Genomic DNA, 19,675 nt, shown 5'->3' on the forward strand with positions numbered 1-19,675 from the left:
ACGAAGCTCAAACGGCTTCGTCTCGCTGTTTTTTGTTCAGGAAGAATGATGAGAGAATTCCGACTCCCATACAACTGACCGTCAAAAGGAAGAACGTCAGCTGGTTCATATAGATGATATTCGTGAACTGGTTCCATCCTTCTGCGTACGACTCATTGGCTGATAAACGAATCCCTTCTCGAAGAGACGTCGCCTTTGATTGGTTAGTCATCCAAGCTATACCGGCCATGACGAAACTTCCGATCGCTAAACTGACCTTTCCAAACGGTCGCACGGATGCGACGACTCGATGTGTCAAACGAACGGTGATCCAAATAAACAACAACAGAAACGGCCATCCAATTAAGAGAACAATCCAGTAAAGATTCCCTTCACTCGGTGTTTCCGAGTAAGGGGTCGTCATCACTTCACCAAGTTTAAAGATTCCGAACGTGATCAACGTCACGATAAACCATGCTTTTATCAATTTCTCCATCTCAACACCTCGTCCTCAGTATAGCAAAAACACCGTATGCGTCTGCACACAGTGTTTAGTCTTTCGGTCGGACGACGTAATAAATCAAAATGACGAGCCACGTCCACACTCCTGTGAAAATCCCGATAATCCCGACGATGAAGAATCCGAGCGGAATCATCGATTTCGTTCGATTATAGTCCTTCCACATATTCGATAGCCCTTTGATATTAAAGTATAAAAAGGCAAAGAATAGGACGAGCAATAAGAGCGGTAATCCAATTATAGCTTCCATTCGCTCACTCCTCTCTACGATCTCATTCGTTATCTTTATTGTATCGGATTTCATGCCCACCTTCATCGGGCCCAAGCCGTATCCTCTTCCGACCTAAAGGTGGATTAAAGATGCACAGTCTATCAAGAAAACGGGAAAAGGAACATCATCTAACTCTCGAGGAGGCGTTTTGCCATGAAGTCCCTGCGTATTTTTGTCATTTGTCTGCTGTTGTTTCAAGTGTCGCCGGTGACAGCGGCATCCTCGTCCCCACAACCAGGTTATACGATTAAAACGACCTATTTGTACGGTCGTGCCATGCAATCTTCCCCTATCCTTAAGACGCTACGAACGAACGTCCCAGTCCGCTATACGACCTATAATCGGAGTTGGTCGAACGTCTACATCGGAAATACGAAGTACTTCACTCCATCTGCCAACTTGAAAGCCGGTATCCCGAAGATGCCATCTGCCGATCGTTTACGACTAGTCAACAAGGCGGATGGACTCCCTTCCACTTATCGTTCCTCACAACTTGTCACGTTAACCATTCCAACTGTTTATCAAAAAGGGAGTGAACGGACCTTGATGACAGCGGAGGCAGCCTATGCTCTGGCTAAACTGTATTACGCGGGTCGGAAGCAAAGTCATACGTTATACGCCCTTAGCGCCTACCGATCGTACTCGACCCAAAAATCGCTCTATACCTATTATGTCAATACACGCGGGGTCGCATACGCTTCAAAATATGTGGCACGTCCCGGTCACAGTGAACATCAAACAGGTCTCGCCGTTGATATGACGAGCCAACGTATGCGTCTAGGGCTATATGAATCCTTCGATCAATCGCCTGAAGGGAAGTGGATGCTTCAAAACGCCCATCTCTACGGATTTATCGTCCGCTATCCAAAAGGAAAAGAGAAAATTACGGGATACAATTACGAACCTTGGCATTTGCGTTATGTCGGTGTCACTGAAGCGACGATGATGAAGCAGAAGAATTGGGCGTTCGAAGAATGGTGGAGCAAACGTTGAGTGAGCATCCTTTTTCAGGCAATTCCCTGTTCACGTTATAATGGAGTCATCTTATTCGTATAGGGGGAAATGTGGGATGTGGATTGTGATGAACAAACTAGACGTTGAAAAAGGAAAGGCCGACGCGGTCAAAGCACGCTTCGAAACGACAAAAGGAATCGAAGCGATGGATGGCTTTGTCCGTATGCAAGTGTTGACGGATACGTCTGATGAGGCGATGGATCATGTCGTCATCATGACCACGTGGCGTGATGCAGACAGCTTTGAGAACTGGCGCGACAGCAATGCTTATAAGCACGCCCATAAGAAACGTGATGACGGGACTTCAGAAGTGAAACCAATCGTCCTCGGCAACACCGTTACCCAATATGAGGTCGCCATTGAACATCTCGCCTCAACGGAGCGCGTTCAATAAATCTTGAGGACGGATGATGCCGAGTAGCGGTTCATCCGGATTTCCGGTCTCTGTGATGAGAAGGGCGTCATATCGTGCGCCCTCTTTCATTTGCGTAAAGCAGTGCTGCGCCTCGATGACCGTCGCATCCTTTCGAATGAATCGATACCGGTGCATGTGCGGATCGTGGTGAAGGACGTGCTTCACCCGAACTCCTTTGAGTGACAAGTTGGTCCCGTCGATTGTTTCGGCTAGCCAACTGGTCACTCCTTTTTTCGTCAACAGTCCGCGCCAAGATCCATTGTCATGATATACCGGGAATTGCGAATAATTTTTATCTCGAATCTCCCGGAGTACTTCCGTCAAAAAATCTTCGGACTGAAACGTCACCACCGATTTTGCAAATAACGGAATGACGAGACGTGGGTGCAGGAGTTCACGTTCCACTTCTAAAATCAATGCAACGAGCGACTCGTGTGGCTCTGCGATAATAAAATCAGGTTCCCGCCGCTCATGGACGATGGCATTTCGTAGTTGACTCATCTGATGTAAATCTTCTTTATACCGGTCGATGATTGGATTTTGTTTCGCTAACCGATTCACCATGTTGCTAAAACTGAAATGCTGCCCATCCCCCATCTCTCGACTCAAGTAATCCTCGATTCGATGATAGGATGCCAAAAATTCTTCAGCACGACTCATGTAACCACCCTCCTTAACGATACATGTATACCCTCTTTTTTAGCATTTGAGCAGGAAACCGTTTATTCATCCCGAATGACATAGAAATCATCTTAATTATGGAGGAGGGCTATCATGGCGACTTCGATTCATCCCACATCACCAACTTCACCGCAACCCACGTTTCGCGCAGGACTACGCGCCGGCATTCCCGTCGCCATCGGATATATTCCGATTGCGATTGCCTTCGGTCTTTTGGCACAATCTTTCAACTTGCCGAATGCTATCACATTATCGATGTCCTTTTTGATCTTTGCCGGGGCAAGTCAGTTCATTACGGTACAACTTCTGATGGCCGGTTCGATGTATTGGGAAATCATTTTGACGACGTTCATTCTAAACTCTCGTCATTTTTTAATGTCCGCCGCACTATCCCAACGGATTGAGAGTACATCTCGAAGACTATTGGCTACCATCGCGTTTGGTGTGACCGACGAAACGTTCAGCATCGCCTCTACTCGTCAAGAGGCCCGTTCCGGTATGTTCGTGCTCGGGTTGAATACAATCGCATTTCTTGCTTGGAATGTCGGGACGTGGATGGGGGTCTTCCTCGCCTTCGGTCTTCCGAGCACATTAAAGGCGAGTATGGGGATTGCGCTATATGCGATGTTCATCGGGTTACTCGTTCCATCATTAACGACTCGTCCTGTCTTCGTCGTCGCAAGTTTAGCAATCGTCATTCAAGCCATACTTCATTGGATCATCACGCCACTCTTTCCCATCTCGGACGGGATTCGAATCATCGTCGCGACCGTTGTCGCAGCCGGAATCGGTGCTTTCGTATTTAAGGAGGAAGAGGTCACATGATATCGTTGTTTCTACTCGTTCTAGGATTGGCACTTGTCACGTATATCCCTCGCCTCGTCCCGCTACTCTGGCTAAAGGAATTGGCGTTACCGGCATATATGAAACGATTTCTTTCCTTCATCCCGTATGCGGTACTGGCTAGTTTGATTTTTCCGGGCGTCCTATCCTCCACCACCACCACCTCGTCTGCCTTATTCGGAGGAGTGGTAGCCACTTTCCTGGCGCTACTACGGGTCAACCTCGTCGTTATCGTCATTGGAGCTGTATTCGGGGTATATGCCTTTCAAACTATATGACAAAGGAGCGGCACACGAGGTGCTGCCCCTTTTCTTATGCTGATATGGCCTGACGACGAAGCTGGACGAATACGTCCACAAATTCCGCGTCCCATTGTGTTCCCCGACCGCTTTCCAATATGGAAAGCGCCTTTTCCACTGGCATCCCTGACCGATAGGGTCGATCTGATGTCATGGCATCATAAGCATCGGCAATCGCCATGATTCTTCCGAATAACGGAATGTCGACCGCATGTAAGCGGTCCGGGTATCCTTTCCCATCGATTCGTTCATGATGCGACCGAACCCCGGCTAAAATCGGTTGAAGCGATGCAGGTAAATGAATTTGACTCAAAATATGGATGCCAATAGTCGGATGTTCTTGAATTTTTGAAAACTCTTCGTCTGTCAGCTTCCCTTCTTTTAGTAGGACGTCATCTCGAATTCCAATTTTCCCGATGTCATGTAGAAGTGCCGACTTGTTGAGTAAATCGACTTGTGCATGCGGTAAGCCAATGGCGCGAGCAAGCTCAACGGAATACATCGCGACACGCTCCGAATGACCTGCTGTGTAGGGATCACGTGCATCGAGCGTTGCTGCGAATAAAATGAAGAGGCTGTCTAACAGCTGTGCGTTTTCTTGTTCACGAGCAGTTACCGTCTCAACCATTTGATTGAAGCCCCCAATTAGTTGGGCGAACTCATCTAAGTACGGATTCTCGATTTTCTGGAGTTGTCCTGATTCCATTTGCTCGATTCCTGACGTCAAGAGCCCAATCGGACGTTTGATATTGTCATAGAGCAAGAAACTGCATAGCACTGCAATCCCAACGATAATGACAAGAATCACGAACGCCCAATTCCAATACGTATCCGTCCGATTCGAAGTCGACAGTTGCACACTTGATGCCAACATGAACAACATGATGGGAAAGACACCCGTAATGAGCATACTGATCAATAATTTAGTTCGGACACTAAATGATCGATACGTTGCATGAATAGGCAGATGATAAAGTTCGAGATGCCTTTCTTTCATGTATACCAGTAATGGCTCAACCGATCGAACCGTCAAAAAATATTCAATCAAGGCATGTAGTACCGCAATCATGACGGCCCCGATTGCAGCCAAGCCGATCAAACGATAAGGTAAATCAATCCACCTCATCTGAATAAAAACGGCGGTTAAACCAATTGACGGGATGGATAATCCAAACAAATGGGGACCTAAAATCCGTTGCACCGTTAAAATCGGGAATCGACTCGCTTGTTCGAATGCCGACGTCAATTCGTCAATCGATGGGGATTCGGTCATAAAAAGCTGTCGGATCGGTCGAATGTGGCGACGGTATAAGAGTAGTTCTGAGAAAATCATAACTATCCCTGACCCCAACATGATGCCTAACAGTAGTAAAATCTCTCGAATGGACAGGTCAAGCGTTTGAAAAATAAAGACACCACCTACTCCAAAGACGGCCAAACCTGAGCCGATGATATAGTTCATCACGAGCGTCCGTTGAAAACGTTCAAACATTCCCCTCACCCCTACACTCTTTTCTTTTACTATCGACCAGATTTATGATTGAGTTGAACACAAAAAAACGGATCTCCTTGTAGGAGACCCGTTCAAGCATCGATTATGGGCGTAACGGACCATCGTTATCATCAAGTGATCGATTGTCCTGATCCGGAGTGATGTTCTCATGGAACGGATTCGGTTCCGGTCCATCAACATGGTCAACTTTTGGATTTTGAACATCTCGCTTCAACTCGTGTTTCGATTGTTCCGCTTCATGTTTCGACTGCTCCACGCCTTGCTTCGCTTGTTGTTTTGCAGCTTCCGCTTCGCGGCTCATCTGTTCTTTCTCCTGCTCGAGACCTTCTTTTGAAACTTCCGTTTCATCAATGCGTCGCTCTGCCTTTTTCAAATAACGTGCCGCCGTCTCGCGACCACCAAGACCGAAAGCAAGACCGAAGGCAAGGGCAACAGCTCCAAGAATAAGAAGGAATGCTGTATTGACAATCATCGGTGCGATGCCGAGCTGACTAATTGCCATGAAGAAGACGAGTCCGAGAATCGCATACTTCGCTACGTAGCGAAGCGCACTCGGTTGTCCTGCTCCATCAACAAGCACACTTCCGACCAACCGCTCTGCCATGTTCGCCAACCAGAATCCGACTGCCAAGATGATGAGTGCTGCAATGACCATCGGCAAGTAAGCAAAGATGGCTGTTGCGAGAGATGCCATGAACTCAAGATTCGCGACTTGAAGTGCTTCGGATACGAAGAGCAAGATCACGATTACTTGTACAATGACACCGACCACTTGGGCAATTGACATCGAAGACGCACGTTCCCCGAAGCCCATTTTTTGAGCCAACGAGTTGACGCCAAGATTCTCAAGGAGCGATACAACGACCCCTTTTAACCATTTTGCAACGAACACCCCGACGAGGACGAGGACGATTGCAACGAGAATGTCTGGAATCATGACAAGGACATCATTGAGCATCGCAATCGCCGGTTCCGAGATCCCTCGAATATCGAGCGCCTCAAGCGCCGAAATCGTCACCGGAATCATGATGAAGATGAAAACAATTGTACCGATTGCCTTCGCAAGACTCGATCCTTTCACGTAATCAGATAGATGGAATCGCTCTGCCAAGCGATCTAGTCCTGCAGCTTCGAGGAATTTCGTCAAAATGTCGCGAACAATCTTCGCCACCACATACCCGATTGCGAAAATGAGCGCTGCTGCGACAAGCTTCGGAATGAATCCGAGGAAACTGTTCAATAAATCTTCGAATGGTCCGCTGACCCCACGAAGTCCAAGGGCGTCAAGTACAGCCGGTAATGCCAATAAGAGCACGAGATAGAAGACGATGTTCGCGACCGTGTCGACCCACTTCGTTTGGTTGACGCTTGTCGATTCTTGCCCCGTTTTTTCCATCAACTTGCTCAAATTCAAACGATGTCCCGCCATTTGAATCCCTTTTTTCAACAGGGTAGCGATGACCCAGGCAACGAGTAAAATCAAGCCGGCTTTGATGACACCGATAATCAATCCAGAGAATCCTTCATAAATCTGACTGAATGGTTCCGTAATGGCTGGAACGTTCATGAATTCAAAGATGATCAGGAATGCGAGGAGTAATACCCCAAAGAACACGACTTTTCCGATAATGCGTTCAGGGGTCCACTTTTCCCCTTTCTCCTCATTTTTTTTGATACCGGCCCGCTCATCGAGTCGTGCCTTCTTCAATGCTTTACGTGTCACGTTTTCCAATACTTTTGCCAAGATATAACCGACTACGAGAATAACAATTGCCAGCAAAAGCTCTGGTAGCCATGACATGAACGTATTGAAGTTATACGTTGTGTTGTTCATCGAATCTTCCTCCTTTTTCACATGAAATGATTGTTTTTATTTAACAGTGCTATTTCATACATACCTATATTTCAAAATCATCAAACCTGAACTGTAAGTCAATTCGTTTACATGACTATTACGATTCATTGGAAATGGGTACGTTAGTTTAAGAGAGAAATCGTGCCAAATGAAGTCAAATATGATACGAATAACAAGAGACGTCATGTTAGGAGGAATTTAGGATGAATATCGCTCTAGTGGCTCACGACAAAAAGAAAGACGATTTAATCGTCCTCATTAAAACGTACGCGCATATTCTAAAAAAGCATCAGTTGTTTGCGACCGGTACAACGGGTAAGCGGATTGCGGAAGCGACTGGCTTACCTGTTCATTGCTTCCGATCCGGACCGCTTGGTGGGGACCAAGAAATCGGTGCTGCCGTCGCACGCGGGGAGATGGATATGATCATCTTTTTCCGAGATCCATTAACTGCTCAACCTCACGAACCGGATGTGAGCGCCTTGATGCGTCTTTGCGACGTCTATTCCATCCCACTTTCGACGAACATGGGAGGAAGCGAAATTTTGATTCGAAGTATCGAGCAAGGTGATTTCGAGTCACTAAAACTCTCCCATAATGACGAACCACCCGCTTGACCATGACAAACCAAGAAAGGAGAGGAATCTCCCTGGAACCGAATATGATTCACGATCCGAACGTCCAACAGTTCTTTAACGAAGTGCGCCAGCGCCTCATCGAACTTCTTGGAAATGAGGCGGAAGCGGACCGACATCTACTCGCACTCGCTGGCTACATCCGGCATGCTGAGAAAAGTGGTCAGTCGCTCGAAAGCCTTTTAAATCAAGATCCTCAGGAATACGCTCGTTTCCTCATTGAACAACCTGAAACAAATGAAGAATATCGTCGACGCTATCACGTGTTGATTGATGCCTCGGATGAATTAAAACCTCATGAAAAAGCGCAAGCAAACCGGGAATTCGATTGGGCCGTCAATCAATTGGACGAAGCCAAGCTTTCGTTAAAAGAAATCGAAGTGCGCGACCTTGCCTTCCTCGCCTACACAAAGATTGAAGCACTCAAATCGTCTCGTACGATTTGGAACCGCTTCGGCTGGCTACTCGGTATGATTTTGGCATTTGCCTACGCCAACTTACTGCTCGTGATTGACGATGTCTTTAGCGGTCGACTATTCACCGCCCCCATGTCGACGTATCCAATTGATTATCTGGCCTTCCTGTTACCCGTCCTCGTGACCGGTGCCATCTTCGGCATATTGACCCGCTTCCGACATCACATCCAGACGCTAGGTCGGCGTATTGCGTTCGCCTTACTCATCGTTGTCGTCTACATCACGTCCATTTTCCTGATTCAACCGCTCTTAATGACAATTGGTTGGTCATTCGTCATTCAGTTGACCCCACTCTATGCGCTCATTTTAATGGCAATCAGTGGCTTTATGGCCATCTGGACATTAATCGAGTTCGTCTGGAAGAGTACACGTTGTTCTCTCGGAGACGCTACGCTCATGCTTTATTACTAACCACGCCATTCCTCTTAGGAGATGGCGTTTTTTGTTTCAATTATGGCGAGAACGGAAATTACTCCTATTGTGACGCTTGTTTTTAGATTGGAAATTCTAAAGGGGGTATTCGATGTCAGATCGAAAAATGATTGGCCTGTTCCAGAGCGAACAGGAAGTCATGCACAAAGTGGAAGAGCTGAAAGCAGCAGGGGAAGCTGAAAAGAATATGCATGTGGTCGCCAAGCGGGACGGGGAAATTTCTGCGTTACGTGACCACACGGATGTGAATGCCGAGTCCGGTATCCGTGACGTCAATTGGCTTGACCGTGTCAAAGCATTCCTACACGGAAGTGACCGCATTCGTGATGAGTTACGCAATATGGGGCTCAACGATGCCGAAGCGGAACAGTATTATGATGCCATCGATGAAGGACAGATTTTACTCTACATCGATCGCCACTCGTACGACCGCTATCCGAACATGTATAAGAAAGACAGTGAGCTCGATCATGATAAAGGGGAAAAGGCGGACGGGATCGCCTTTGACGCAAAACCATTTAACGATCACGACGAGAATCCACGTGGTACAAAGGATGATCCGATTGTACGCGGTCATTCTGGATTAGAAGATCATCGCCGATTATAAGGAGGAACGACTATGAATGAGAAACGATTTATCAGTATGCACGATACGCAGGATGCAGCCCTTGGGAAAATCGAGGAGTTGCGAGCGAAAGGGTATGAAGACTCACACATTTATGTCGTCACAAAACATGAAGACAATGTTTCGATTTTGAGACGTGATACAGATGTTCATACGGAAGCGACCCATCAAGCGAGCTGGTTCGATAAGGTTCGGGCGTTCCTCAGTGGTCATGAAGACGTGCACGCTGGTCTACGCAACATGGGACTGAGCGAAGAGGAAGTAAAACGTCACTATGACGATGTAGAGGCCGGGAAAATCCTCGTTTATGTGGATGAAGACTTTGAACGTCGTCATCAAGACGGGGTGACGGTCGATTCGAAACCATATCAAGACGCATCCTCGACTCATCTCGGTAGTCATACTGACGACGGATTGGAAATCGACTCAAAACCTTACCGTGAAACTCAAACCGTCGACCCAAGCCATCCCGTAGACCCGGAGCAAGACAAGCTAGATGAAGAAACGAAGAATCTTGACCGTGAGGAAAAACTACGTGGTCTCGACGATCGCGCTTATCGAAATGACGTCGAAGATCCGGATAATATCCGACGTTTCTAATAGAAAGAGCCTGACGCGGGTGCGTCAGGCTCTTTTTACGTCAAACGATTTTTCGGTTCTTTCCCTTCGAGTACATTGGCGATGGCATCACGATTCAATGCCATCATTGCCAGACGTGTCCGAATCGAGGCACTCCCGATATGTGGCAACGTCGTCACGTTCGGAAGCGTCAATAATGGATGGTCGAGGTCGATTGGTTCTTTCGTGAATACGTCTAACCCGGCTCCCCAAATCTTCTTCGATTTAAGTGCTTCGTATAGCGCCTGTTCATCGATGATTTCTCCACGAGCGACATTGATGAAAATCGAGGTTTCTTTCATTTTGGCAAACTCTTCGGCTCCGAGCATGCCCCGTGTCTCGTCCGTGAGCGGCGCGAGAACGACGACGAAATCAGATTGCGCCAACAGCTCATCGAGTTCCGCATAAGTGAAGCCATACATCGACTCCGACTCATGACGCCGTGTCCGGTTATGATATAGAACCTCCATATCAAACCCTCTTGCACGACGTGCGACCGCTTCACCGATTCGTCCCATGCCGATGATACCCAATTTCGCTTGATAAAGGTCCATCCCGACGTAGCCCATCGGCAGCCAGGATTTCCACTCCCCGGCGCGCAAGTCACGTTCCGCCTCTCCGAGACGTCGTGCGGTCATCATCATGAGCCCAAACGTCAAATCTGCTGTCGTTTCCGTCAAAACATCCGGTGTATTCGTGACGATGACACTATGCTCTTTCGCTGCGTTCAAATCGATATTGTTATATCCGACCGCCAAATTGGAGACGACCTCTAACTGTGTGGCACACTCAAACACTTCACGGTCAATCGTGTCACTGAGCATGGTCCAAAGCGCATGCGCAGATGACGCTTCTTCTAACAGCACATCTCGCGGCACACTTTCCCCTTCCTGCTCCCACATGCTTACATCATAGTGTTCGCGAAGCGGTTCGACTGCCTCTTCCGGCAAGCGACGCGTAATATAGATTCGTTTCTTCATCTTTCTCCCCCTCTCTACACTTACTTGTAGTCTAACAAATGGAAAGCGTTAAGAGGGTTGATCCGACTTCGGCTTTTGCTTCAAATACTGTTCAAACAGTGACCCGAACTCTTGATTTAACAACTGTTCAATCGTTTTCGATGAATCCATAGCGTTTCGATAGGCGATTTCGTTAATGGCGAGTCCGATGGCCCACGTGATCCCTGATGCGACGGTCGCATTGATGACACCGGCCGCGGCGTTCGCTCCCGGGAAAAACTTCATGACGTTCAAGAGAATCGTTTTCGATAACGTGCGACCGATTTGTGGAATGATCGTACTCCCAATGAGTGTCTTCAACAAATCATCACTCGCTTTGACACCCCAATAACGAAACAGATGGACGCTCATCGTCACCTGAATCGGCGTCAATGCCACGGCATCAGCAAATGGGAGCGGAACCGCAGCAGCCGTTCCCGCGCTTGCGACATAGCCTGAGATGATTCGATTCGCTTTCTTACGCTTTAACTTGAGCATCGTTTCACTCTCTGCATGAATCTCCATCAAGAGCCCTTCCTGTAAGGAAGCATCTAGCTGTTCCACTGACCATACAATCAACCGTTCCCAATCCACGTATTGCCGCAATGTTTCATTGTTCAATATTTCCGAAGAAATGCTGACCTGGAAGATTGCATCTTCCGGAAGGATTCCATTCAGTTCATTCCGCAATGCCGTCAGTTCATCTAAATCGACCTGATCGATTTGTGTGAATAAGACGGCGACAGCTGTCGATTCACGTAGACGGCGAATCAAGGCCTTGTCGAGTGGCGTGACACGCTTTGTCGCAGCGTTGATGGTATACCAGACGAGATGGATTCGTTTGGATGCTTCTTGCCGCTTTGCGTTCTCTACAAATCCGATGACTTCCTCTTCGTAATGTTGTTGCCGCGCACTCCCGATCTCATATCCTTCACTGTCGAACAAGGTGACTGCGATATCATCACTCGTATATTGATGAATTCCTCTTGTGACAGGTTCCCCGGCTGCCACTTTCGTCAAATCACGTCCAAATACGTAGTTCACGACAGAACTCTTTCCTGCTCCCGTTGCTCCCGCAATGAGGATGTTTGGTTTTTTGACATTGCCCCGTAGCCGTTCGAGCTCTGCCTTTACATCATAATCCTTAAAATCAAATCGTTTCGTCGATTCCATTTACGTTTCCCCCTTATGAGTTGAGCGTGCGACCAAGCTGACGCATCTCACGTTCAAAGCCGCGCCGAATCTCTTCTTCAATTGTTTGTCTTACGGATGCGTATTGCTGTTCAATCGCTTTTTTGATTCCCCGTTCTGCCGTTCGACGCTTGAATGCCCAATAGATGAAATGCACCCCAGGAATCATTCCAAGAACCATCTTTCGAACTGTTTTTCCGAACGAATAGTCGAATCCGAGCTCAACTCGTCTCGTTCTAAACAATAGGTCTGCTTGTTCTCCGACGAGTGGGTATCGCTGCATGAGTTGGATATAATGACGCACCCCTTCTGCCATCGCCTCTTCCGTCGTCAAAGCGGCCTCTTCGAGCGTCTTTTCTAAATCTTTCTCTATTTTTCTAGCTTTCCAACTGATCATTGCTTGCGGGGTCAGCATCCGAATCGTCTCTGCCGAAGCGATACTCCGAATTCGCCAATCCTCTAACTCGTCTAGGAGATGATTCGTCAGATTGATGGGGAGTTTTCGTTCGATGTCTTTCCACAGGTTCGTCCGATTCCGCTTCCATACCTCTTCATACCCTTTTACCGGGACGCGTTTCCCTGTGAGTAATTTCTTTTCGACACTGTTGACACGGATGATGTCCTCTTCTTCAATCGGCAGTTCGCGTAACAATACCCGTTCCATCGCCTCTGCCTTTTGTACACTCATCGGGTCGTCTTCATTGAAGTTAGTCAGAATGAGAGTGACGTTGCTCCCCCGCTCATATAATGGCTTTAAAATCGACTCGAGCTCATACGCCTCGACACGTCCTGACTGCACCGACAATAAGTAGTAAATCGTATGAAACCACTCTGCGATATCGAGCGCGCCTTCACGCTGATGGACGATGGATAGGATCGCTTGGTGCCACTCTTCAGAGCGGTCCGCCTCGAGCCCCCACGTATCGAAAAAACGAAACAAGATGCCCCGTTCTAAATCGTAATACTCGTATTCGTGAAGCCCTTCTTGAGTGACCGGACTTCCGGCACGCGATTCGGCGACGTCATGTCCATATATATAGTTGATGAACGCACTCTTTCCGACACCGGTCTTTCCAGCAATCAAAATATTTGAGACGAGCCCTGTCCGATCCATACGCTTCCTCCCTCATTCGTTGTATAGTTCAATTATACCGAACGGACCATTTTCAAACGTCCATCGAAAGGATGATTCTCATGCTTCACCATGTCGAACTTTACGTTTCGAACCTACATGACAGTACACAGGCCTGGGAATGGCTCCTCTGTGAACAACTTGGGTACACGCTCTATCAATCATGGCCCGAAGGACGGAGTTATCGTTACGGCGAGACATATCTCGTGTTCGTTCAAACGGAAGAGGCCCACCTGACGCCACCTTATCACCGAAAAAAGACTGGCCTTAATCACTTGGCATTTCATGCGTCCTCCCTCGCACAACTAGAAGAAGTTCGACAACAACTTGCATCTCACGGGTTTCGTGAATTGTACGCGGACCGCTTCCCCCACGCAGGTGGCCCAAACTATACAGCACTATTTTTTGAAGACCCGGACCGCATCAAAGTTGAACTCGTGGCAGCAATGTGAACGGTTTCTCGAGAACTTCTTGAAAGTTTGTGAAAACAATTGCAAACTTCACGTCGACCTCCTAGACTGAAAGGGTCTAAAGGAGGTCTTTTCATGGAAAAGCAAGTCGTCGATTATATGGAAGAAGCCGCATTCAAGAAATCATCATTGCTTCAACATTCATTTCCTCAATACATGTTACGATCGATAATCGCTGGTTTTTTAATCGGGATTGGAGTCGTCTTCTCATTCACCGTCGGAAACATGTTCATCGATGTTCCCGGTACGATGCTGATTGCAGGCGCCAGTTTCTCGGTGGCACTCGTCTTCATCGTCTGGATGGGGGGAGAGTTGTTCACGAGCAACACCATGTATCTCTACACTGGTGCAAAACGAGGACGTGTCGCTTGGTTCGACCTCGCAAAGATATGGGGACTCAGTTGGGTCGGTAACTTGATCGGTGCCGTCTTGCTATCGCTTCTCGTCATCGGGGCTCACAGTATGGGTGACGTGACGGGGGACCATTTGCTCGCTGTCGTCGCCGCGAAGAAAATCGGTGGTGACGCCCTTGCTATTTTCTTGAAAGGAATCTTATGTAACGTGCTCGTCTGTTTGGCCATCTTCATGCCACTCAAAACGAACAATGATGTCGCGAAGATTATGCTGACGATGCTTCCGGTCGTCGTATTTTTCGCCGCTGGATTCGAGCACTCGATTGCGAACATGGGCGTTTTCGCTCTCGCGCTCCACTATGTACCGTCGGACCTCGTCACCTTTAGCGGTGCCCTTTACAATCTATTCTTCGCCACACTCGGTAATATTGTCGGTGGTGCGTTGTTCGTTGCCGGAAGTTACTTGTATTTGAACAAATCGGAGACGGAACAAACCGTCAAGCCGATACGTTATCATGCATAAAAAGACAGGGACCCCGATTAGCAGGGTCCCTGTTTGTTGCATTTCACGAATTATGATTTTGAAGCGTCGGCTGCTGCTGCTTGAACAGTACCTTGTGCCACTTCGTCTTCTTCCACATCCCAGCACTCTGTATTCTCGATACCGAGTTTACGAGCCGAGAAGCGTGGGTTGAGACCTTGAGCTCGTTGCTCTTCGTAATCTTTAAGAACTTTGAAGGCAACGCCACCGAGCAATGTGATTGCCGCGATGTTGATCAATGTCATCCCTGCCATGAAGAGGTCAGCGAGGCTCCATACGAATCCAAGGCTTGCGACCGCTCCGATGAAGACGAATGCCATTGTCGCAAGACGGAATCCAAGAACTGCACCTTTGCTCTTCTTAATGAATTCGATGTTCGTTTCACCGTAGTAGTAGCTTCCTGCGATCGAGCTGAAGGCGAACAAGAAGACGCTGACAGCGATGAATGCTGGGGCAAGTGCTCCGATTTGTTCAGTCAATGCGTTTTGAAGAAGGACAATCCCTTCACCATTTCCAGCAGCGTAGCTGTCTGAGAGAAGGATGATCGCTGCAGTTGCTGTACATACGATCAACGTGTCCAAGAATACACCGAGTGCTTGAAGGAAACCTTGTTTCGCAGGGTGCGATACTTCAGCAGCAGCTGCTGCGTTTGGTGCAGAACCCATACCTGCTTCGTTCGAGAAGAGTCCACGGCGTACACCCATTGAGATTGCAGCACCGATTGAACCACCGACTGCTTCGTTCAAACCAAATGCGCTTTGGAAAATCATAGCGAAGACGCCTGGAAGTTCAGCAAAGTTCACAGCGACAACGTAGAGTGCGATGGCAAGGTAGAGAACAGCCATGACTGGTACGACGATCGCCGAGAAGTTCGCGACACGTTGTACACCACCAAAGATGACAAGACCAGTAAGAACAACTAAGATTGCTCCGCCGATCGCCGCATCGATTCCAAATGCGTTATCGAATGCTGCAGCGATTGTGTTCGATTGAACAGAGTTGAAGATGAGTCCGAATGTGACAGCAATGAGAACCGCGAATACGATTCCAAGTGCACGGTTGTTTAAACCTTTTTCGATGTAGTAAGCCGGACCACCGCGGTACGCGACATCGTCTTTCACTTTGTATACTTGAGCGAGCGTGCTTTCAATCATGGCTGTCGCACCACCGAGAAGGGCGACGATCCACATCCAGAAGACCGCTCCTGGTCCACCAATTGTGACCGCTACCGTGACCCCGGCAAGGTTACCTGTACCGATTCGAGTCGCGGCACCGATAAAGAATGATTTCATTGAAGAAATACTCTTCCCGTCTTTTGAAAGTGTAACGTCCGATTTATCTGTCACCGTACGTAACATTTCTTTTAAGTAACGGAACTGCATAAAACGTGTTCTGACCGTGAAGTAGATCCCGGCTCCAACGAGAACGGCGATCAATACGTACGACCATAAGATGTTGTTCAAAAAGTCGACGCTTCCTTGTAACATACCTTGAATCGCTTCCATGAATAAGTTCCTCCCTGTTGTGTGAATCTGAAGTTGAGAATTTTTTATGATGTCTTAGTTCTGAATTATACAAAGATTCTGACAATTATCAATAATTTTTTTATAGGTCATTTCACTCTTTTTTCACATCATATAAGCGAGATTCCTTATTTACAAGCACTTAAAGCGCTTACATAAAATGTTTAGAAATATTAAATCATGATTTATAGTGCGTATAGAAAAACATAATTTCATTATTTTTACTTCATTTTCTTATTTGCCGTGTCTTTTCATTACACGGTCTCACATGAATATCATTCATTTTTTATACTTTTTTTCACTAATCAATCAATGTTTTTCACTTGTACAGGGTATTACATAATTATAGTCTCCACCTTCTGTTCACCATGAAAAGTCATCTAGAAGAAAGAAGGAAGAATCATGAAAAGACATCGGAAGTGGTTATCTTGGTTCGTTATATTGGCCTTCGTGTTGTCATTGTTGCCTATGAAGGGAAATGTGGCGGAAGCGACCGGAGGGACACAGTGGTGTGTATCCACGACTTCTGATTCTACCATCTATGCAGGGCAAAACATCCCGATTGGAGTCGTCGATTTTGAGTTTGTCGCGGAAGGCTTAAAAATTGTCATCGATTTAAATGACGGAGTGACGTTAGCCGACGTACCTGAAAATATTAAAATTGATTTTCGATTAACCAGTGAATCGCTTGAGCGCGGTAGTCCTGGCGCATATGAGTTTAAAACAAAATCCCTCGTCGATCCAACACATCTCTTAATTCCTTACGCTTCGTTAGCAAGTTATCTTGGTGTGAACGAAAGCGTTCTAAAATCAGACGGTTTCCAATTTAACGTCTTCCTCCACCTAGATACAATCGTTAATGGAGAAACGGAAACTGCTTATCCTGGTAATCCGGGTACAGGAAATCCTTGGGTACGATATGTGACACTGACCGTTGAAGATTGTACACCACCACCACCAGAGGTTGATTATGGGGTATATACAATCGGTTTTTGGAAAAACATCTTCAACTATGAGAAAGTATCGTTCGAATATGGCTCAATCGTTTATATTCAAGGAATTGCTTATGATGTCAGTACGCTCGAAGGACAAAAGGCCTTGTCCGCACTAATGACAAGCTCGCCGAAATCAATGACTGAAGAAAAACGTTTGATTATGCAATTAACAGCCGCAAAAATCAATGTACTATTAAATGACCCATCGTTCTTGAGCCTTGAGCTCGTTTATAAGGACAGTGGTGTATCAACTAGCTTAACCGTGGGTGAACTATTGTCTGGTGCAGAAGTGGCTCTTGCAAACAAAAATATAGATCAAATGAAATACTATCAAAAACTTCTCGATCAGTTTAACAATGGTTATTTCGTAAACACGTTACACGATTAACAGATAAAAAGCAGTCGCTTTTGAGGAGCGACTGCAGCTTGTTGACAAATAAGATGTTCGAACTCGTCCTTCCGGCGCCCACGCTTTCCGCAGGCAATCCCGGAGCCGCATCGCGACTCAGGTCGCTGCTGGGTCTCCGTCGGATTGCTTTCCTGCAGGAGTCGGGACGCCGTAGGACGAGTCACACGAATGGTCGCCACCTTTGGCGGCCATTTTTCTTTTTCTGAGGCCTCGATGGCCGAAGAAAAAGCCCGATACATACTTCGAACCCTTACAAACGGGGAAAGAAGAAGGTAAACACCAAGTTCGCTCGTCATCAAAAGGAGGAACCCGATATGTATCGCGCCCATTCTGAGAAACGACATGAACCGATCCAGTCGAAGACCACGTTGGACCAGCTGGTCCCGCAGGATCATCTCGTCCGGAGACTCGACCGTCACATCGACTTCTCGATCGTGCACCGGCTCTGCGCCCCGCTCTATTCGAACACCGGTACGCCCGGCATCGATCCGGAGATCATCATCAAGATCATCCTACTCGGACCCCTGTTCAACATCCGTTCCGTGCGCCAGACCGTGAAGGAGGTTCAGACGAACCTCGCCTATCGCTGGTTCCTCGGTCTCGGCATCGATGAGAAGGTTCCCGACCATTCGACGATCAGCCAGGCCTACCGCCGACGCTTTCAGGGGAACGACGTGTTCCAACAAATCTTCGAGGACATCGTCCGACAGGCGGAATCTCACGGTCTCGTCTCCGGACGCATCCTGATCACGGATTCCACGCACATCCGGGCGAACGCGAACAAGAAGAAATTCGACAAGGTAGAGGTCGAACGGGTCGTCGGTGCGATCGAGGACGAGCTTCTCACCCGCGTGAACGAGGAACGGGCCGAACGCGGAAAAAAGAACTGAAACCGGCATCTGAGAAGAGGGAGCGCCGGCTCGTCAAGATGAGCCGGACCGACCCGGATGCGGGATACATGTATCGTGACCAGAAGCCGGAAGGCTTTTTCTGGCTGGCGCATCGGACGGTCGACGCCAAGCACAATTTCATCGTCGATGTACACGTCACACCCGGGAACGTCTCGGACAGCACCGTCTATCTCAATCGGCTCGACCATGTCCTCGAACGTTTCCATTTCCCGCTCGAGGCGGTCGCACTCGATGCAGGCTACTTCACAACCGGGATCGCGAAGGCGCTCGTCGAACGGGGCATCTTCGGGGTCATCGCCCGGAGGCGTTTCGGCGGGAAGAAAGGGATGTTCCGCAAGACCCGGTACACGTACCTGCCCGAGGAAGATGCATATCTCTGTCCGGCGCGACAGCGCCTCACCTATCAGACGACGGACCGCCACGGCTATCACCATTACGTCTCCGACCCCTCCATCTGTCAGAACTGCCCTCTCCTCGAGAAGTGCACGTCCAGCCGGACGCACCGAAGGGACATCACACGCCACGTCGATGAACATTACCGCGAGCAGGTGAACGAGAACCGCCTGTCCGCGTCTGGGAAATCCCTCTACCGACTGCGGCCGCAGACCGTCGAGCGCTCGTTCGCCGATGGGAAAGAGCTCCACGGGCTCCGTTTCACCTTCTACAGGGGGACCGCGAAGGTCCAACGCGCCAATCTGGTGGCAGCCACCGCACAAAACATGAAGAAGCTGGCCAACCTGTTGGCCAGAAAGGACCGTCTACATAACATTTCTTCAATCTTTTGTCGGGCAGAACGCCTCAAGCTCGTTGAACATAAAAAAAGACGAACCAAATCGCCATATGCGATTTGGTTCGTCAACAGCCTGCAGTCGCTTTTGAGGAGCGACTGCTTTTTATATACCAGTACGTTTCTTCTGGTTATTTGGTTTTTTCGTCAATTGGCTCGTCAACGGTTTCTGTTTTGTACCATGTAAAC

At 48.0% G+C, this 19,675-nt stretch carries 20 protein-coding genes and 1 pseudogene; 12 read left to right on the forward strand and 9 right to left on the reverse strand.

What is annotated here, in order from left to right; translation table 11 throughout:
* Positions 1–7: 7 nt before the first annotated feature.
* Positions 8–475 carry a hypothetical protein gene (locus KD909_RS14305; RefSeq protein WP_211781958.1) on the reverse strand — a complete coding sequence of 156 codons (468 nt, stop codon included), beginning with the start codon at positions 473–475 and terminating at the stop codon, positions 8–10.
* A 55-nt stretch (positions 476–530) separates the two neighbouring features.
* Positions 531–749, reverse strand: a complete 219-nt coding sequence (locus KD909_RS14310) for a hypothetical protein (RefSeq protein WP_211781959.1) — start codon at positions 747–749, stop codon at positions 531–533.
* 174 nt (positions 750–923) lie between these two features.
* Between KD909_RS14310 and KD909_RS14315 the strand changes: the two genes are divergently transcribed.
* Both KD909_RS14315 and KD909_RS14320 read left to right on the forward strand, forming a co-directional pair.
* A complete protein-coding gene (locus tag KD909_RS14315; RefSeq protein ID WP_211781960.1) occupies positions 924–1,763 on the forward strand; it encodes a M15 family metallopeptidase in 840 nt (279 codons plus the stop codon).
* Between the two features lie 76 nt (positions 1,764–1,839).
* Complete coding sequence (locus tag KD909_RS14320) at positions 1,840–2,178, forward strand: antibiotic biosynthesis monooxygenase (protein WP_074035108.1); 339 nt, start codon at positions 1,840–1,842, stop codon at positions 2,176–2,178.
* On the opposite strand, the gene KD909_RS14325 is transcribed toward KD909_RS14320, so the two are convergent.
* Entirely contained in the window at positions 2,158–2,859 is a 702-nt protein-coding gene (locus tag KD909_RS14325) for a CBS domain-containing protein (protein ID WP_211781961.1), read from the reverse strand. The genes KD909_RS14320 and KD909_RS14325 overlap by 21 nt on opposite strands.
* A 114-nt stretch (positions 2,860–2,973) precedes the next feature.
* On the opposite strand from KD909_RS14325, the gene KD909_RS14330 reads away from it, so the two are divergent.
* Both KD909_RS14330 and KD909_RS14335 read left to right on the forward strand, forming a co-directional pair.
* Positions 2,974–3,705, forward strand: a complete 732-nt coding sequence (locus tag KD909_RS14330) for an AzlC family ABC transporter permease (RefSeq protein WP_211781962.1) — start codon at positions 2,974–2,976, stop codon at positions 3,703–3,705.
* Positions 3,702–4,001, forward strand: a complete 300-nt coding sequence (locus tag KD909_RS14335; protein WP_211781963.1) for an AzlD domain-containing protein — start codon at positions 3,702–3,704, stop codon at positions 3,999–4,001. Before KD909_RS14330 ends, KD909_RS14335 begins: the two co-directional genes overlap by 4 nt.
* A 34-nt stretch (positions 4,002–4,035) precedes the next feature.
* Here KD909_RS14335 and KD909_RS14340 read toward each other — a convergent pair whose 3' ends face one another.
* Positions 4,036–5,514, reverse strand: a complete 1,479-nt coding sequence (locus KD909_RS14340; RefSeq protein ID WP_211781964.1) for an HD-GYP domain-containing protein — start codon at positions 5,512–5,514, stop codon at positions 4,036–4,038.
* A 103-nt stretch (positions 5,515–5,617) separates the two neighbouring features.
* Positions 5,618–7,369 (reverse strand): mechanosensitive ion channel, encoded by a 1,752-nt coding sequence (locus tag KD909_RS14345; RefSeq protein ID WP_074035117.1) that lies wholly within the window; start codon positions 7,367–7,369, stop codon positions 5,618–5,620.
* 224 nt (positions 7,370–7,593) lie between these two features.
* On the opposite strand from KD909_RS14345, the gene KD909_RS14350 reads away from it, so the two are divergent.
* The 4 genes from KD909_RS14350 (at position 7,594) to KD909_RS14365 (ending at position 10,158) form a co-directional block, all read left to right on the forward strand.
* Positions 7,594–8,007: a methylglyoxal synthase gene (locus KD909_RS14350; protein ID WP_015880332.1), complete on the forward strand. Its 414-nt coding sequence runs from the start codon at positions 7,594–7,596 to the stop codon at positions 8,005–8,007.
* Positions 8,008–8,051: 44 nt separating this feature from the next.
* Positions 8,052–8,912: a hypothetical protein gene (locus KD909_RS14355; protein ID WP_211781965.1), complete on the forward strand. Its 861-nt coding sequence runs from the start codon at positions 8,052–8,054 to the stop codon at positions 8,910–8,912.
* Between the two features lie 112 nt (positions 8,913–9,024).
* Positions 9,025–9,540, forward strand: coding sequence for a YflT domain-containing protein (locus KD909_RS14360; protein ID WP_015880330.1), 516 nt, complete (start codon positions 9,025–9,027; stop codon positions 9,538–9,540).
* A gap of 12 nt (positions 9,541–9,552) precedes the next feature.
* Positions 9,553–10,158, forward strand: coding sequence for a YflT domain-containing protein (locus KD909_RS14365; protein WP_047795778.1), 606 nt, complete (start codon positions 9,553–9,555; stop codon positions 10,156–10,158).
* Between the two features lie 35 nt (positions 10,159–10,193).
* Here KD909_RS14365 and KD909_RS14370 read toward each other — a convergent pair whose 3' ends face one another.
* Genes KD909_RS14370 through KD909_RS14380 form a run of 3 tightly spaced genes read right to left on the reverse strand, consistent with a single transcriptional unit; the run spans position 10,194 to position 13,479 of the window.
* The gene (locus tag KD909_RS14370; RefSeq protein ID WP_211781966.1) at positions 10,194–11,156 is read right to left on the reverse strand and encodes a 2-hydroxyacid dehydrogenase; all 963 of its coding nucleotides are present in this window, start codon (positions 11,154–11,156) and stop codon (positions 10,194–10,196) included.
* A 48-nt stretch (positions 11,157–11,204) separates the two neighbouring features.
* Positions 11,205–12,347, reverse strand: coding sequence for a YcjF family protein (locus KD909_RS14375; RefSeq protein ID WP_015880327.1), 1,143 nt, complete (start codon positions 12,345–12,347; stop codon positions 11,205–11,207).
* A 13-nt stretch (positions 12,348–12,360) separates the two neighbouring features.
* The gene (locus KD909_RS14380) at positions 12,361–13,479 is read right to left on the reverse strand and encodes a GTPase (RefSeq protein WP_211781967.1); all 1,119 of its coding nucleotides are present in this window, start codon (positions 13,477–13,479) and stop codon (positions 12,361–12,363) included.
* A gap of 80 nt (positions 13,480–13,559) precedes the next feature.
* On the opposite strand from KD909_RS14380, the gene KD909_RS14385 reads away from it, so the two are divergent.
* Positions 13,560–13,949, forward strand: a complete 390-nt coding sequence (locus KD909_RS14385) for a VOC family protein (RefSeq protein WP_015880325.1) — start codon at positions 13,560–13,562, stop codon at positions 13,947–13,949.
* A gap of 93 nt (positions 13,950–14,042) precedes the next feature.
* Entirely contained in the window at positions 14,043–14,843 is an 801-nt protein-coding gene (locus tag KD909_RS14390) for a formate/nitrite transporter family protein (RefSeq protein WP_211781968.1), read from the forward strand.
* Between the two features lie 50 nt (positions 14,844–14,893).
* Here the strand turns inward: KD909_RS14390 and KD909_RS14395 are convergent, their stop codons facing one another.
* Positions 14,894–16,366, reverse strand: coding sequence for an alanine/glycine:cation symporter family protein (locus tag KD909_RS14395; protein WP_211781969.1), 1,473 nt, complete (start codon positions 16,364–16,366; stop codon positions 14,894–14,896).
* A 420-nt stretch (positions 16,367–16,786) separates the two neighbouring features.
* On the opposite strand from KD909_RS14395, the gene KD909_RS14400 reads away from it, so the two are divergent.
* Positions 16,787–17,767 carry a hypothetical protein gene (locus tag KD909_RS14400; protein ID WP_211781970.1) on the forward strand — a complete coding sequence of 327 codons (981 nt, stop codon included), beginning with the start codon at positions 16,787–16,789 and terminating at the stop codon, positions 17,765–17,767.
* Between the two features lie 335 nt (positions 17,768–18,102).
* Positions 18,103–19,448, forward strand: a pseudogene (locus tag KD909_RS14405) (IS1182 family transposase); the annotation flags it as partial.
* Between the last annotated feature and the right edge of the window lie 227 nt (positions 19,449–19,675).

Origin of the sequence: Exiguobacterium sp. PFWT01 (genome assembly GCF_018255795.1) — a bacterium.
GTDB lineage: Bacteria > Bacillota > Bacilli > Exiguobacteriales > Exiguobacteriaceae > Exiguobacterium.

Excerpts from the sequence above, each read along its gene's own strand:
- KD909_RS14305 (WP_211781958.1), bottom strand. The coding sequence starts at position 475 with ATGGAGAAATTGATAAAAGCATGGTTTATCGTGACGTTGATCACGTTC.
- KD909_RS14310 (WP_211781959.1), bottom strand. The coding sequence starts at position 749 with ATGGAAGCTATAATTGGATTACCGCTCTTATTGCTCGTCCTATTCTTT.
- KD909_RS14315 (WP_211781960.1), top strand. The coding sequence starts at position 924 with ATGAAGTCCCTGCGTATTTTTGTCATTTGTCTGCTGTTGTTTCAAGTG.
- KD909_RS14320 (WP_074035108.1), top strand. The coding sequence starts at position 1,840 with ATGTGGATTGTGATGAACAAACTAGACGTTGAAAAAGGAAAGGCCGAC.
- KD909_RS14325 (WP_211781961.1), bottom strand. The coding sequence starts at position 2,859 with ATGAGTCGTGCTGAAGAATTTTTGGCATCCTATCATCGAATCGAGGAT.
- KD909_RS14330 (WP_211781962.1), top strand. The coding sequence starts at position 2,974 with ATGGCGACTTCGATTCATCCCACATCACCAACTTCACCGCAACCCACG.
- KD909_RS14335 (WP_211781963.1), top strand. The coding sequence starts at position 3,702 with ATGATATCGTTGTTTCTACTCGTTCTAGGATTGGCACTTGTCACGTAT.
- KD909_RS14340 (WP_211781964.1), bottom strand. The coding sequence starts at position 5,514 with ATGTTTGAACGTTTTCAACGGACGCTCGTGATGAACTATATCATCGGC.
- KD909_RS14345 (WP_074035117.1), bottom strand. The coding sequence starts at position 7,369 with ATGAACAACACAACGTATAACTTCAATACGTTCATGTCATGGCTACCA.
- KD909_RS14350 (WP_015880332.1), top strand. The coding sequence starts at position 7,594 with ATGAATATCGCTCTAGTGGCTCACGACAAAAAGAAAGACGATTTAATC.
- KD909_RS14355 (WP_211781965.1), top strand. The coding sequence starts at position 8,052 with ATGATTCACGATCCGAACGTCCAACAGTTCTTTAACGAAGTGCGCCAG.
- KD909_RS14360 (WP_015880330.1), top strand. The coding sequence starts at position 9,025 with ATGTCAGATCGAAAAATGATTGGCCTGTTCCAGAGCGAACAGGAAGTC.
- KD909_RS14365 (WP_047795778.1), top strand. The coding sequence starts at position 9,553 with ATGAATGAGAAACGATTTATCAGTATGCACGATACGCAGGATGCAGCC.
- KD909_RS14370 (WP_211781966.1), bottom strand. The coding sequence starts at position 11,156 with ATGAAGAAACGAATCTATATTACGCGTCGCTTGCCGGAAGAGGCAGTC.
- KD909_RS14375 (WP_015880327.1), bottom strand. The coding sequence starts at position 12,347 with ATGGAATCGACGAAACGATTTGATTTTAAGGATTATGATGTAAAGGCA.
- KD909_RS14380 (WP_211781967.1), bottom strand. The coding sequence starts at position 13,479 with ATGGATCGGACAGGGCTCGTCTCAAATATTTTGATTGCTGGAAAGACC.
- KD909_RS14385 (WP_015880325.1), top strand. The coding sequence starts at position 13,560 with ATGCTTCACCATGTCGAACTTTACGTTTCGAACCTACATGACAGTACA.
- KD909_RS14390 (WP_211781968.1), top strand. The coding sequence starts at position 14,043 with ATGGAAAAGCAAGTCGTCGATTATATGGAAGAAGCCGCATTCAAGAAA.
- KD909_RS14395 (WP_211781969.1), bottom strand. The coding sequence starts at position 16,366 with ATGGAAGCGATTCAAGGTATGTTACAAGGAAGCGTCGACTTTTTGAAC.
- KD909_RS14400 (WP_211781970.1), top strand. The coding sequence starts at position 16,787 with ATGAAAAGACATCGGAAGTGGTTATCTTGGTTCGTTATATTGGCCTTC.